This is a genomic window from Caballeronia zhejiangensis (genome assembly GCF_022879815.1).
GTDB classification, from domain to species: domain Bacteria; phylum Pseudomonadota; class Gammaproteobacteria; order Burkholderiales; family Burkholderiaceae; genus Caballeronia; species Caballeronia zhejiangensis.
Genome location: NZ_CP084285.1, coordinates 630,522 through 645,496 on the forward strand (window position 1 = coordinate 630,522; position 14,975 = coordinate 645,496).

Annotated in this window: 11 protein-coding genes; 4 read left to right on the forward strand and 7 right to left on the reverse strand. The window is 63.4% G+C overall.

Annotation, left to right across the window (positions count from 1 at the left end; translation table 11 throughout):
- The 4 genes from LDZ23_RS24035 (at window position 1) to LDZ23_RS24050 (ending at window position 3,930) form a co-directional block, all read left to right on the forward strand.
- Entirely contained in the window at window positions 1-756 is a 756-nt protein-coding gene (locus LDZ23_RS24035) for a maleate cis-trans isomerase family protein (RefSeq protein WP_008349168.1), read from the forward strand.
- A 674-nt stretch (window positions 757-1,430) separates the two neighbouring features.
- On the forward strand, window positions 1,431-2,246 hold the full coding sequence (locus LDZ23_RS24040; RefSeq protein ID WP_008349169.1) for an alpha/beta fold hydrolase: 816 nt from the start codon (window positions 1,431-1,433) through the stop codon (window positions 2,244-2,246).
- A 17-nt stretch (window positions 2,247-2,263) separates the two neighbouring features.
- Entirely contained in the window at window positions 2,264-3,304 is a 1,041-nt protein-coding gene (locus LDZ23_RS24045) for a 2,5-dihydroxypyridine 5,6-dioxygenase NicX family protein (RefSeq protein ID WP_008349171.1), read from the forward strand.
- Complete coding sequence (locus LDZ23_RS24050) at window positions 3,301-3,930, forward strand: isochorismatase family protein (protein ID WP_008349172.1); 630 nt, start codon at window positions 3,301-3,303, stop codon at window positions 3,928-3,930. Before LDZ23_RS24045 ends, LDZ23_RS24050 begins: the two co-directional genes overlap by 4 nt.
- Here LDZ23_RS24050 and LDZ23_RS24055 read toward each other — a convergent pair.
- The 7 genes from LDZ23_RS24055 to LDZ23_RS24085 form a co-directional block, all read right to left on the reverse strand.
- Window positions 3,896-4,234, reverse strand: a complete 339-nt coding sequence (locus LDZ23_RS24055) for a hypothetical protein (protein ID WP_008349173.1) — start codon at window positions 4,232-4,234, stop codon at window positions 3,896-3,898. The genes LDZ23_RS24050 and LDZ23_RS24055 overlap by 35 nt on opposite strands.
- A 165-nt stretch (window positions 4,235-4,399) precedes the next feature.
- The gene (locus LDZ23_RS24060; RefSeq protein WP_008349174.1) at window positions 4,400-4,618 is read right to left on the reverse strand and encodes a hypothetical protein; all 219 of its coding nucleotides are present in this window, start codon (window positions 4,616-4,618) and stop codon (window positions 4,400-4,402) included.
- Between the two features lie 79 nt (window positions 4,619-4,697).
- Complete coding sequence (gene phbB, locus LDZ23_RS24065; protein WP_008349175.1) at window positions 4,698-5,441, reverse strand: acetoacetyl-CoA reductase; 744 nt, start codon at window positions 5,439-5,441, stop codon at window positions 4,698-4,700.
- A 131-nt stretch (window positions 5,442-5,572) separates the two neighbouring features.
- Window positions 5,573-6,754, reverse strand: coding sequence for an acetyl-CoA C-acetyltransferase (locus LDZ23_RS24070; RefSeq protein WP_244808238.1), 1,182 nt, complete (start codon window positions 6,752-6,754; stop codon window positions 5,573-5,575).
- A 905-nt stretch (window positions 6,755-7,659) separates the two neighbouring features.
- Window positions 7,660-9,966, reverse strand: a complete 2,307-nt coding sequence (locus LDZ23_RS24075) for a cytochrome P450/oxidoreductase (protein ID WP_034474604.1) — start codon at window positions 9,964-9,966, stop codon at window positions 7,660-7,662.
- A gap of 43 nt (window positions 9,967-10,009) precedes the next feature.
- A complete protein-coding gene (locus LDZ23_RS24080; protein WP_244808239.1) occupies window positions 10,010-13,627 on the reverse strand; it encodes an autotransporter family protein in 3,618 nt (1,205 codons plus the stop codon).
- Window positions 13,628-13,784: 157 nt separating this feature from the next.
- A complete protein-coding gene (locus LDZ23_RS24085) occupies window positions 13,785-14,948 on the reverse strand; it encodes an alpha/beta fold hydrolase (RefSeq protein WP_008347128.1) in 1,164 nt (387 codons plus the stop codon).
- Window positions 14,949-14,975 lie beyond the last annotated feature (27 nt).

Below are 14,975 nucleotides of genomic sequence, written 5' to 3' on the forward strand. Positions count from 1 at the left end.
ATGCCGGGAAAGGTTTATCGCATCGGGCAGATCGTCCCGAGTTCGAATACGACGATGGAAACCGAAATTCCGGCGATGCTGACTGCGCGTCAATCCATCGAACCGGAGCGTTTCACCTTTCATTCGAGCCGCATGCGGATGAAGAAGGTCGTGAAGGAAGAGCTCGCCGCGATGGATGCGGAGTCGGACCGCTGCGCCGTCGAGCTTTCCGATGCGCGCGTCGATGTGCTGGGTTATGCGTGTCTCGTCGCGATCATGGCGATGGGGCGCGGTTATCACCGCGTATCGCAGGCGCGTTTGACTCGGCATACGGCTGCGAATGGCGGCGAGGCGCCGGTTGTGACGAGCGCTGGTGCTTTGGTCGATGCGTTGAAGGTGATGAAGGCGAGACGCGTCGTCGTGGTGGCGCCTTATATGAAGGCGCTGACTGAGCTTGTGGTCGACTATATTCGAAGCGAAGGGTTCGATGTCATCGACTATCGCGCGCTCGAGATTCCCGACAATCTCGATGTGGCGCGGCATGATCCGGTTCTTCTGCCCGCTATCGTGCAGTCGATGCGCTATCAGGACGCTGATGTCGTCGTTCTCTCCGCTTGCGTGCAGATGCCGTCTTTGTCCGTTGTGCCGATGGTCGAGGCGTTGACCGGGAAGCCCGTCGTGACTGCTGCAATCGCTACTACTTTTGCGATGTTGTCTCAGCTTGGGCTTAAGCGGGTTGTGCCCGGGGCCGGGGCTTTATTGTCTGGGGCTTTTTGATTTTTTTTCTTCGCCGGATCCCGTTTTCGCGTCGGTCTATTAGCGTTGCCCCTGTGCGGGGCGGCACCTACTTTCTTTGCTGCTGCAAAGAAAGTAGGCAAAGAAAGCAGCTTTTCAGGCCCGCGGTCACACGCAATTTGGGTAGTCCTCTCGTCCCAGGCGGCACTCGCCTAAAGAGTGCCCTCATCACAATAACGGGGCTTGGCTCGCGCACGGTCCGCCGCCCGAAAACGCTGAGGACACTGGTTCAGCACGAAAGAGCTTCGGCACAGCGCTACGCGCTGCCGCCGGGTCTGCAAGGGAAAGCGACGAGCGGCAAGTGCAGTGAGATGGAGACGGCAGCAAAGAAGCACGCGCGGACCCGATTGACCGGTCGGCCGCGAAGCGGGCTGGAGCTATTTGGTGCTGAACCAGCTTGTTGTGTGGTGCGATGTGGCAGACCGTGCGCGATCCAAGCCCGGTTGGGCCTATGAGGGCACTCTTTAGGCAGCCCACGATGGACGAGAGGACTACCCAAATTGCGTGTGACCGCGGGCGTGTCAGTAGCTGCTTTCTTTGCTTACTTTCTTTGCAGCAGCAAAGAAAGTGAGTGCCGCCCCGCACAGGGGCAGTGCCAATAGACCGACCCGAAAACGGGATCCGGCGAAAACGGAAGTAAACGAGAAAGACACACGATGAAATCGACCCTACTCTACGGCGCAAACATCAACGCAAACGGCATCCGCCAACACTATCTGCGCTACGGCGGGCCGCAAGCAACCCACGATGCCATCGTGCTAATCCCCGGCATCACGAGCCCGGCCATCACCTGGGGATTCGTCGCGGAAACGCTAGGCCGCCACTTCGATACCTACGTGCTTGACGTCCGCGGCCGCGGCCTCTCCGAAGCCTCATCGACGCTCGATTACAGTCTCGACGCGCAAACCGCCGATCTCATCGCGTTCATCGAAGCGATCGGCCTGAAGCAAGCCAACGTGCTCGGCCATTCGATGGGCGCACGCATCGCCCTGCGCGCCGCACGGCAAACAAAGTCCATCGCGCGACTCGCGCTCATCGATCCGCCCGTGTCCGGCCCGGGCCGTCGCGCCTACCCCGCGCAACTCGCGTGGTACATCGATTCGATCGCGCTCGCACGCAAAGGCATCGACGTAGAAGGCATGCGCGCGTTCTGCCCGACGTGGACCGACGAGCAACTGCGCCTGCGCGCGCAATGGCTGCACACCTGCGATGAACGCGCGATCCGCGCGAGCTTCGAAGGCTTCCATACGGACGACATCCACGCCGACATGCCGCACGTCACGCAACCCACGCTGCTGATGTCAGCCGGCCGCGGCGACGTGATCCGCGATGAAGACATCGCAGAAATGCGCGATCTGATGCCGCAACTCGAAGTCGTGAAAGTGCCGAACGCAGGCCACATGATCCCGTGGGACGACGAACAAGGCTTCTATCGCGCGCTCGGTTCGTTCTTCGGCGCAACACTCACCTGAAACGTAGGCGACACATCATGCCAATCAGCGACCATCAACTGATTCAAGCGTGGAAAGAGGTGCTCACGCTGTCGCGCCTGAAAGCAGGCCAGACCGTGACGATCCTCACCGGCGCCGCAACGCATCCGCAAACGCTCGCCTGCGCCTTGATTGCGACGCAATCGATGGGCGCCATCGTCAACCGGCTCGATCTTCCGCCCGTCAACGGCGAGAAGGCGCTGAGCCGCGACGCCCTCGCCTATCTCGGCGAAACGCCGCTCACCGGAAACCGCGCGGCCATCGCGGCCCTCAAGGCAAGCGATCTCGTGCTCGATCTGATGACGCTGCTTTTTTCGCCCGAGCAACACGACATTCTCGCGTCGGGCACGAAGATCCTGCTCGCCGTCGAACCGCCCGAAGTGCTCGTTCGCATGACGCCGTCGCTCGACGACAGAAGGCGCGTGCTCGCCGCCGCGAAGCGCATCGAACAGGCGCGCGAGATGCGCGTCACATCGAAAGCGGGCACCGATCTGCGCTGTCCGCTCGGCGAGTTTCCGGCCATCGCCGAATATGGTTTCGTCGATGAACCCGGCCGCTGGGATCATTGGCCGAGCGGTTTCGCGCTCACTTTTCCGAACGAAGGCGGCGCGAACGGGCGCATCGTGATCGATCGCGGCGACATCCTTCTGCCGCAGAAGAGCTATTGCACGGAACCGGTCGTGCTGACCGTCGAAGGCGGCTACGCGCGCCACATCGAAGGCGGCGTCGATGCCGATCTCCTGCGCGAATACATGCTCTCGTTCGACGACCCCGAAGCCTTCGCGATCTCGCACATCGGCTGGGGCCTGCAAAAGCGCGCGCACTGGTCGACGCTCGGTCTCTACGATCGCGAGGCGACGCTCGGCATGGACGCCCGCGCGTTCGACGGCAACTTCCTGTTCTCGCTCGGCCCGAACAACGAAGGCGGCGGCAAGCGCACGACGGCTTGCCATATCGACATCCCCTTGCGCCGCTGCACCGTCTCGCTCGACGGCGTGGACGTCGTGCGCGAAGGCAGAACCATCGAGGAAACGTCATGAACGACGAGGTTTATCAGCGGCAAGGTTTCGGCAACGACCTTCGCATCGAAGGCCGCATTGGACTGTTGATCGTCGACTTCGTGAACGGTTTCGCCAATCCGGACGTGTTCGGCGGCGGCAACATCGCGCAGGCGATCGAGCGCACGGTGCCGCTGCTGCGCGCGGCGCGTGAGTTGCGCTGGCCGATTGCGCATAGCCGCATCGTCTATGCCGATGACGACGCCGATGCCAACATCTTCTCGCTCAAAGTCCCCGGCATGCTGACGCTGAAAGAGCACGCGCACGACAGCGCGATCGTGCCGCAACTCGCGCCGGAAGACGGCGAGCTCGTCGTGCGCAAGAACGTGCCGTCGGCGTTCTTCGGCACGTCGCTCGCCGCGTGGCTCACCATGCGCGGCGTCACCACGCTCGCCGTCGCGGGCGCGGTGACGAGCGGCTGCGTGCGCGCGAGCGTCGTCGATGCGATGCAGTTCGGCTTTCGTCCCGTGGTGCTATCCGATTGCGTCGGCGATCGCGCGCTCGCGCCGCATGACGCCAATCTTTTCGATATGGCGCAGAAGTACGCGGCCGTGATGTCGTCGGATGAATTGCTCAGCCGCGCGCGTCGTTCTCCGGCACGCAGCTGAACGATACGGTCGATGTCTGCTCTTGAAGCGAGCGCACGCCGCTCGTCGCTTCCGACCGGATCGCGACGCGTTGCGCGCGCTGCTTGCAGTATTCGGAGGCGGCGTCCATCGCCGCGTTGCGCGCCGTCACCCACGACATGCGCGTGCCCGTCGCCTTGCCGGTGACGGTGTAGGTGTTGGGCTGCGCGCCGGCCGTGACGCCGTTCGTCGTGCCGCAGGCCGCGAGCAGACACGCGAGCGCGAGCGCGCCGAACGCGCCGAACCTGCGCGGCGTCGAAATCATCGATCTGATGTAAGAGAACATGCTGGCGAACCGTGAATTTGAGACACGGCCGAATGGTACAAGCGGACGCGAATTTCTTCACGGATCAGAGGAATGACGCTGCACGACGGGGCCGGACAAGCGGCGGCGCGGGCCTTGCCTGCGCGCGTTTTCACGGTCGACCGCGTGCGCGCTTTGTTGCTCCGCTCAGGCCTGAGCGATGCGATCCAGCAGGCGTTGCAGGCGCGAATGCTGCGACGGCGCGAGTCCCGGTGTGGAAAGCGCCTGCACGACGCGTCCGCGCCAGTATGTCTTGGAAAAGAGCGAGTTCGCGCCTTCGAGGCTCAGCACTTGCTCGAGATGTTCGATCGCCGAATCGAGATGACCGACGCTATAAAGGAGTGCGCGCGCGCTGACGTTGTGCATGGCACGGGTGTTTCAGATGAAGATCGATTCGATGCGAACACGAAGCGGCGCGCGCTGACACACGCGCCGCTCGCGGACATCAGCTCATGTGCTGGCCGCCGTTGATCGCGATGTTGGAGCCGGTGACGAAGCCCGCGTCATCGGAGCACAGGAACGCGACGAGCGCCGCGACTTCCTCGGGCTTGCCGAGACGGCCCGCCGGAATCTGCGGAAGAATCTTCGTGTCGAGGATCTCCTGCGGAATCGCCGTCACCATCTTGGTCGCGAGATAGCCCGGCGAAATCGTGTTCACCGTCACGCCCTTCTTCGCGACTTCGAGCGCGAGCGACTTCGTGAAGCCGTGCATGCCCGCCTTCGCCGCCGAATAGTTCGTCTGGCCGATCTGACCTTTCGAGCCGTTCACCGACGAAATGTTGATGATGCGGCCAAAGCCGCGCGACACCATCTCTTCGCAGACCGGCTTCGTCATGTTGAAAACCGAGTCGAGGTTGGTGCGCAGCACGGAATCCCAGTTCACCTTCGTCATCTTCTTGAAGGTCGTGTCCTGGGTGATACCGGCGTTGTTCACGAGGATATCGATCGGGCCGACTTCAGCCTGGATCTTCGCCACGCAGTGCTGGGCAGAATCGTAATCGGCGACGTCCACGCCATACGCGCGGAAGTTGTAGCCCTGGCGGTCCATGCTCGCAAGCCATTCGCCGACTTTCGCGTTGCCCGGCGAATGCGTCACGACGACCGCGTAACCCGCGTCGTGCAGCTTCATGCTGATTGCTTCGCCCAGACCGCCCATGCCGCCCGTCACCACTGCGATTCGCTTAGTCATGCTGATACTCCTCGTCATTTCTCTCAGGTTAATGAATCTCGGAATGGCGCCGACGCGGCCATCTTGCCCAACGCTAATATTGTTTTGATGACGCGTCGGGACGCGCGCGCGGCGCCGTCGTACTGCATTCGTTACGGACGTTCCACCGCCAGCGCGACACCCATGCCGCCGCCGATGCACAGCGACGCCAGACCCTTCTTCGCGTCGCGCTTCTGCATTTCGTGCAGCAGCGTGACGAGAATCCGGCAGCCCGACGCGCCGATCGGATGACCGATCGCGATCGCCCCGCCGTTCACGTTGATCTTCGACTGATCCCAGCCCATCTGCTTGTGCACCGCCAGCGCTTGCGCCGCGAACGCCTCGTTGATTTCCATCAGATCGAGATCGTTCACGCTCCAGCCCGCACGCTCCAGACAGCGCTTCGACGCCGGCACCGGGCCCATGCCCATGATCTTCGGATCGACGCCCGCGTTCGCGTACGCCTTGATGCGCGCGAGCGGCGTCAAGCCGAGCGCTTCGGCCTTCTTCGCCGACATCACGACGACCGCCGCCGCGCCGTCGTTGATGCCCGATGCGTTCGCAGCCGTCACCGTGCCTTCCTTCGAGAACGCCGCCTTCAGGCCGGCGAGCGCCTCGGCCGTCACGCCGTGACGCACGAATTCGTCGGTGTTGAATTGCAGCGGCTCGCCTTTACGTTGCGGAATCGCGACCGGCACGATTTCATCGTTGAAGCGGCCCGCTTTCTGCGCGGCTTCCGCCTTGTTCTGCGACAGCGCCGCGAACGCGTCCTGCTGCTCGCGCGTGATGCCGAATTCCTTCGCGACGTTTTCCGCCGTCGTGCCCATGTGATAGTTGTTATAGACGTCCCACAGGCCATCGACGATCATCGTGTCGATCAGCTTCGCGTCGCCCATGCGGAAGCCGTCGCGCGAGCCCGGCAGCACGTGCGGCGCCGCGCTCATGTTTTCCTGGCCGCCCGCGACGACGATCTCCGCGTCGCCCGCGATGATCGCGTTCGCTGCCAGCATCACCGCTTTGAGGCCCGAGCCGCAGACCTTGTTGATCGTCATGCCCGGCACCATGTCGGGCAAGCCCGCCTTGATGAGCGACTGGCGCGCCGGATTCTGGCCCGAACCGGCCGCGAGCACTTGGCCCAGGATCACTTCGCTCACCTGATCCGGCTTCACGCCCGCGCGCTCCAGCACGGCCTTGATGACCGTCGCGCCCAGTTCCGGCGCCGCGATTTTCGCGAGCGAGCCGCCGAATTTGCCTACCGCCGTACGCGCGGCCGATACGATCACTACGTCAGTCATTTTCTATCCTCGTGAAACTGCGAAAGCGTCAACGGACTTCCGTTTGCGAAGCGATGCACGCCATACGGAAACGCATCCATTACGAATGGATTCGGTGAGTTCGATTCGAACCCGGGCGATTGATGCGCAGCGTCGATTGCGGAGCGATGTCCGACCGTCCGATGCTTGAGCGAGCGACTTTCAAAGGGCGTCGCGCCGACTGCGGGATGACCTCGCCTGAAGGACGCGGTCTCTTCCGCATAGAAAATCCCGAACGGGATGCGGCAAACGTGCAGCCAATTGCGTGGTCCATTTATATGGGCCTTTAATAAAATCTCTCAGGTTCAGCACCGCCCTTCTCTTTCGCCTTGCCGCGCAAATCGCGCAGACGCAATTCCACCGCGCGAATTTCGCGCAGTCGTGCAGCAAGGTTTATCGGAAGTTATTCGGTCGTGCGTGCTTGTGCGACGCACCAAATTAGTAACAATTCTAAACGCAAAACATGCGTAAAAAATTTCATATTAGTAGGTAAAAACCCTAGATCGCGGAAAAACCGCTTATCTTTCATGTAAGAAATTCGCGAATTACTCGAACGCACGTTCAATAATCATCCTATATTACGGTGAAAATTGCGCGGTTGTATGATCACTTTGCGCGAATTCAGGTAATTAGGTAATACCTAAGCCCGGCATTTGAAGCATGCGCTACATTGAAAAGGTTTGCGCCGTCTTTAACGTTATATTCGAATTAACTACTGGGTATAACCATTCGATCTTTAATCGACGTGGTTATTCGGACACATATGACGCCATGATGAAAGTGCGAGCCATTAATCGATTGCCAATTGCTGCGGCATTTTGACATCCGTCAACAAAAAGTAATTGTGCCGGGCGGCAGCAAAAGCCGCCCGACGTTCGGCCAAACCTTCACAGCGCCAGAACGAGCCTTTTGCCCTTCGCGCGCGAACAGCACGTCATCATGCGATTGTTCGACTGGCGTTCGCCCCGGGTCAGCACCACGTCGCGGTGATCGATCTCGCCTTCCAGCACGCGCACCTCGCACGATCCGCACAGCCCTTCTTCGCAGTCGCTCTGAACATCGACGTTCGCGCGTCTGAGCGTCGTGAGCAGTGTCTGATCGGCCGGGACGGTCAGGACGAGGCCGGAATCCTTCAGTTCGACTTCGAACGCGCGTTCCTTTTCGGGATCGAGCGTGCCGATCTTCGATTCGAAATGCTCGATTCGAAGCGCGTCTTCGGGCCACGACGCGCTCGCGTCGGCGAGCGCGTCGAGCATCCGCGCCGGGCCGCACGCATAAACGCGCGTGCCCTCCTCCACGGCGAGCGCGGCGAAGTCGTTGCGCACACCCTCTTCCGAGACGTACGCGCGCAGACGCTCGCCGTGCAGCGCGCGCATTTCAACGAGAAGGGCCATGGACGCGCGCGAGCGTCCGCTGTAGTGCACTTCGTAGTCGATGCCGAGCGAACGCGCGCGACGCGCCATGGAGCTGATCGGCGTAATGCCGATGCCGCCCGCGATCAGCACGAGCTTCTTGGCGGTCTCGTCGAGACGAAAGTGATTGCGCGGGCCGCGTATGCGCCAGTGCGCGCCCGGCTTCACGTTCTCGTGCACCCACGCCGAACCGCCACGGCTCTCGCTCTCGCGCAGCACGGCGATTTCGAACGCGCGGGCGTCGGCGGGATCGCCGCACAGCGAATACTGGCGCGAGATGCCGGTCTCGCCGCACACGACATCGATATGCGAGCCCGCCGTCCAGCGCGGCAGATCGCGTCCGTTCGCCGACACGAGCCGCACGCGCACGATGCGATCCGCGCATGTCTCGACCGAATCGACGATCACCGCGCGGCTCACCGCATGCGACGACGGCTCGCCGATCCGCACGACCGCGCGCGGCTCGCGCACCGATGAATCGGCGCGCTCGGGATTCATCGCCGGATCCCATTCCACATATAGATGCTCCGGCCCGCGAAACGACGTGTTCGGCACATACGTGAAGCGTTGTTCGGCGAGGCGCATGTGCGGCAGACGGCGCGTGAGCTCGTCGAGAAAAACCTGCATCTCCATGCGCGCGAGATTCTTGCCCATGCACTGATGCGCGCCATAGCCGAACGTCAGCTGATCGCTGGCGTTTTCGCGGCGGATGTCGAAAAGATCGGCATCGGCGAACTGATGTTGATCGTGATTCGCCGACGACGTCACGATCAACAGCTTCGATCCCGCCGCGATCTCGATGCCGCCGATCGTCACGTCCTTCGTCGCGAGCCGTCGCCATGCAGCGACCGAGCCGTTATGCCGCAAGCACTCTTCGACTGCGTTGGGAATCAGGCTCGGGTCGTCGCAGATGTCGCGCCAGGCGTCGGGGTGTTGCAGCAGCAGTTTCATCGCGTTCGCGGTCGCGTTGGCCGTCGTCTCGTGCGCGGCGACGATGCCCGCCATCATCATCGAATGCAGATAAGAGTCGGTGACGACTTCGGGCAGCTCCTTCTGCTTGCGGATGCCGTATTGCATCCAGCCGGGGCCGGACGGATCTTCGCGCATCTTGTCGAGCACCTTGCCCGCGTATTGCCAGAACTTGCCGACCGCGTGCGCGACTTCGACCTGTTCCTCGGGCTTCGGCCGTCCCCATGTGTTGACCGTGTGCGCAATCGAATAGCGGCGCAGCGTGTCCATGTCTTCTTCGGGCACGCCAAGAAAATGCAGGGCGACGGTGAGCGGCACTTCCCACAACATCTGATCGACGAGATCGGCGCGGCCATCGTCGATGAAGCGATCGACGTACTCGCGCGCGAGCGCACGCACCATCGGCTCGTGATGCGCGAGCGCTTCGGGCGTGAACGGATCCATCAGCGCGCGGCGGCGCGGCATGTGCGCGGGCTCGTCCTCGTTGACGAGCGTGCGGTTCAGCGCGAATCCGTAGGACGCGAGCACCGCGTTCGCTTCCGGGCCGGTCGGCGTGATTTTCTCGAGCGCGATCGACGGACTGAACGTGATGTTGTCGCGGAAAATCGCCTTGATGTCGTCGTAGCGCGTGACGACCCAATAGCCGAGCTTCGGGCTGTAGAACACCGGTTCCTGTTCGCGCGCCCATCGCACGTATTCGGGCGGGTCTTGCTGATAGCCGTCGCCGAACGGATCGAACTCGGCCGCGCCCGCGCTGATCGGGCAGCCGTTCGGTGCTTTGACGTGGAATGGGCAATGCGGCGCAGCGGTCATGCTCGTCTCCAGTTTTTTTCGCGTGACCACAGTATGCAACGCGTCACCACTTCCAGCGCACGCCCAATCCTCCGCCGATGGAATCGCGATGCGAACCGCCGATGTTCGTCGAATAGACGAGGTTCGCGAAGAGACTGCCGCGCGCGCTCACTTTCGCGACGATGCCCGCGCCGAATTGCGCGGTCGTCGCGGAGACGTTCGTCGGAATGACGGTCGTGCCCGCGAACGTCGTGGTGTCCGTCGCGCCGAAGTAGCGCCACAGGTTCGCGGTCACATACGGCTCGAAGGTCGTGCGGGCCGCATCGAAATGACCGTAGAGGCGCACGCCGAGCCGGCCGACGAAGCCGCTCGCTTGGTCGAAGGACACGGACGAAATGCCGTCGTCGATGTCGTGGAGATTCGCGTGTTGCCAGATGAGTTGCGCTTGCGGTTCGATCGCGAGGCGGGCCGATAGCGGAATCGGCAGACCCGCTTCGACCGATGCGGCGAACGCGCTGCCGTGCGTCGTCGCGCCGACGCCGCGGTTCGATTGCGGATCGGCGGTGAGCGAACTGCCGAGCAGCACGGCGTCGGTGTACCAGCCGCCCGGGCCGATGTGCGTCCAGTACAGCCCCGCGCTGTACGCGTTGATCGACAGGTGGCCGACGCTCGAGTTCGGAAAGCCGAGTGCAAAACCGTCGACGTCGCCGCTCGCGCGCGCGAAGCCGAGGAAGAAGCCGTAGTGATTTCGATGACCGGCCGGCGTCGCATCGGCATGGATATCGTGGCCGACCTGCAGGCCGCCGATGCCGCCGCTGAATTCGGGATCGGCCGCGCCGCTGTTGTGCTGGGTCGCGTGGCCGCCCCAAACGCGCGACCACGCGGCGGGCAGCGCGCCGGTTTCCGTCAGCAGCGACTGCTCGCCCTGACGTTCGTGGAATGTGCCGATCTGCTGGATCGCGAGTTCGCGGACGATCGGCGACAGCTCTGCGTAGACGGGCACTTCCATCCGATAGAGCGGGATCGGCGCCGCGCCGGGCGGCGGTGGCGGCGGCAGCGGTGGTGTACCCGCGGCGGCGGTTGGTATGGGTTCGGGCGTTGGGGCTGGCGTTGGCGTCGGTGTTGGACTTGGCGTGGGCGTGGGCGTCGGAGCCGGCGTCAGTGTTGGTGGGGACGGCGGCGTCGGCGTCGGCGTCGGCGTTGGCGTTGGCGTTGGCGTCGGCGTTGGCGTTGGCGTTGGCGTTGGCGTTGGCGTTGGCGTTGGCGTTGGCGTTGGCGTTGGCGTTGGCGTCGGCGTTGGAACCGGTGCAGGCACCGGCGTCGGCGTCGGCGTTGGTGTCGGCGTTGGCGTTGGAACCGGTGCAGGCGTCGGCGTCGGCGTCGGCACAGGCACAGGCACAGGCACAGCAGGCGCGGGCGGCACGCTCGAACGCAGATACCAGTTGTCCGCCGTTCCGTCACTCACACCGCCCTTGAACAGGAAATACCTGTAAGCGCCCACCTCCAGCGGACGTGCGAGCGAAAACGCCCCCGCCGACGTCGTCGCCCCGTTCGTCGCCTGCACGACCAGAATGCCGTCGTTCACCGTCAGCCCGCCGATGCCGCCGACATTCGTCACGCCGATCGACGTCGTTCCCGCACCCGCGCCTTGTGCGATCACGAGCCGGTCGCTCGGCGCGCCGTCCGCGCCGAGCACGCTCTGCACGAGAAGCCGTCCGTCGTTGCCGGTGTAGTTGCCGTTCACCACGAACGCATCGCTCGTGCTCGAACCGCCGTTCGTCAGATCAATCGTGCCCGCGTTGTTCAGCGCGACAAGTCGCCCCGCGATCGCCGGCTGTATCGACGTGCGTCCGATGCCGCCCGCGAAAATCGTGCTCGTCGCGTCGAGATTGAGCGCGCCGGTTCCGGTCGCGGCATCGCCGAGCGTCAGACCTTTCGCGTCGAATGTGAGTTGCGTATTGTTCGACGCGCTCACCGTCTCCCAATTCGAAAAGCGCGCGAGGCCGCTTGCCTGCACGTTGTCGAACGTGAGCGAATCGCTGCTCGCACCGCCATCGAAGCTCGTGGTCGCGGCGAGCGTCGCGTCGTTCAGATTGCGGATCACCGCCGAATCGTTGCCCGCTCCGAGCGACACCGGCCCGGCGATCGTGCCGCCGCTCCAGATCAGCGTATCGACGCCGAAAGTCGTCGTCACTCCTTGCCCGATCGAGCCGCCCGCGATCGCCAGCGAGTTCGTGCCGCTGCCGAGATCGACGCGTCCGCCGATCGTCCCGCCCGACAGCGTGAACGTGTCGTCGTTCTGCGCGGCGGTCACGTTGCCGTCGACCTGTCCGCCCGACATGTCGAACACGTTGTTTCCGACATTCAAATCCACCGTTGCGAGGCGCCCGCCAGTGATCTTCACGACGTCGCCGTTCGCGAGCGTGCCAAGCACGCGCCCGCCCGATATCGAGAACGTGTCGCGCCCGTCGCCCTGATCGATGGAATCGATCTGTCCGCCTGTCATCGTGGCGGTGTCGGCGCCGTCGCCCTGGCGAATCTGTCCGGTGACGACGCCGCCGTTCATGTCGAAAGTATCGTTACCGGTATCGGTGCGTACGGCGACGCCCGCGCCCCCCGCAATGGTCCCGCTATTGATGATCGACACGTTGATCTTGCCGGTCGCGGCAATCGCCTCCGCGCTCGTGCCGCGAATCGCGCCGCTGTTGCCGATCGTTTCTGCGCCATTGGCAATCGTCACGCCGGTCGCGCCCTGAACCGTGCCGGCGTTGTCGATCGCGCCACCCCGATTCGCGACGATGCCGCCCGCCTGCTGGCTGACGATGCTCGCGCCCGCCGCATTCGTGACGGACGCCGCATTCGCGAGCGACACGCCCGCCCCGCCCGCGCCACGCGCGACGATCGATCCTGTGTTGGTGATCGCGCCGGGCGTCGCATCCTGCGAAACGATGCCGGACGCGTTGTTGCCCGACACGTCGATGGTGCCGTTGTTGGTCACGACGTTCTGGCCCGGTGTACCGGCCACGAACATGCCGTTTGCGCTCGCGCCGGTCGTCGTGATGGCGCCATTGTTCACGAGCGTGTCGCCGCTGGTTCGCGCCGCCATGCCATGAGAACCCGCCCCGCTCGTCGCGATCGCGCCATCGTTGACCAACGTGCCGCCGCCCGGACTGGCGAAGTCGTTCATCGCCGAAGCGCTTGCACCGCTCGTCGTGAGCGTGCCGCCTGCCTCGTTGCGCATCGTGACGGCGGCGGCGTTGTTGAACATCGCTTCCGAATTCGTGCCGACCGTGAAGATCGCGCCGCGATTGACGAGCGTGTTGCGCCCGGTCGTCGCGCTTTGCGACGTCATGGCGTCGGAACCGTCACCTGTGATTTGCAACGTGCCCTCGTTGGTCGCCGTGCTGGTGTTGCGCACGAATAGCCCGTTGCCGGCAATGTCGAGTTCGACGCCCGTCAACACATTGATCGTCACGTTGACGCTGCCCGGCACCGCGATGACCGATACGTTCGAAGGATTGGGCGAGCGTGTATCGCAAGTCGCGGTCTGATTGGACTGCGGCGCAGTCCTGTCGCACCCGGCGACAGCGGGCGCCACGCGAACGAGACAGGACACGCCGAACGCAAGCGATAACGCATGAGCGAGCGGCGTCGATCGCATCGGAAGCGAAAAGCGGCGCATGGGTTCTCCGGCTCCGCTGACGATTTCATTTTTATCAGCAGTGCTTCGCATCGTTGCGACGATGATCGGCCCGCTGATTGCTGCTTCTCGTCAACGTTTTTGCTCAGAGTAGTCCACGCATTGCGCGTCAGCAATGTCCGCTTGATCGCTTGCCGCTTCAGATGGGCTTGCCCTCGCTCGATGCCCAATTGGGCATCAACGCGTTGCTCGGCAATGTTTCGTCGATCAACTTTTCGGCCGTTCGCCGGCCCGCGACCGGCAGCCCTTCGGGGTTCAGCACACCGATCTGCACCAGCACCGAAGCCTGATCCCAGTAGATATGCTCGTTGTAGAGCTTGTCGCCGCGAAAGCGGATAACGGCTAGCATCGGAACCTCGAAGTATTTTCCCGTCGGCGCGAGGCCGGGCAGCAGCCAGTCGATTTCGCAACTATGCGTCGCACAGAACACGAATTCGTCGACGACGCGATCCGCGCCGATCGTGCGCGATACCGGAATCAGCTTCGTATCGGCGGGATTCGAGTGGACGAAGTGATATCGATAGAAACGCTTCAACTGATCGTGCCCAACGCCGCCTGTCATCGTCGGGACGTGGTTCACGTATGGCTCGGCGACCATCGTCGGCATGACGGCGTCGACGTCGCGCGTGGCGAATTCGAAATAGCAGTGCTGCTCCCACAAGTGATTCAGATCGAAGTGCGGACCGAGCACCTTGCGCAACATCGAAAGCGTGCGTGAGTACGCCATCAGCGCGGCGGGTTTGTCGTAGTGCGCGGAATCCGAAACGATGAAGCCCGCCGACGCGCCCGGATAAACATAGCGTTCGATGTGCGGTCTGCCCGTGAGCGCCGACTCGACTTCGCGCGCATCGTGCGCCGCGCGCTCGGCGAAGTGGAAGACCATCGGGCAGCGGATCGTCGGGATATCGGCGAGACAGGCGCTGAAATCGTCCGCGTAGTAGCAGGCGGCGCAATCGACGTCGGCCTGCGCGGCGATGCGCGTCGCGAAGCGGCCGCCGCGCCCGTACCCGATCACGCCCACTTTGCCGGCGTGCTGCGGCAACGCGCGCAGGGCATCGACGAGCGCCGCGAAATTGTCCGCGGCGATACCGCCGGGTTGCGGATCGTGCCCGGGAAGTTGCGGCGCGATCACGACGTACCCTTCTTCGGCGTACAGATCGGCGGAGCGCATGACGAATTCGTCGAGGCCGGCCGCGTCGTGCAGCAACACGATGCCCGGTCCCGAACCTTTCGCGGGCTGCGTGACGTAAGCCGGAATGATCGTGCCGTCGCGAAGCGTGATGTCGATGAAGCTGCCGCTCATATCTGCGTCTCCTTATATATAGAAGTT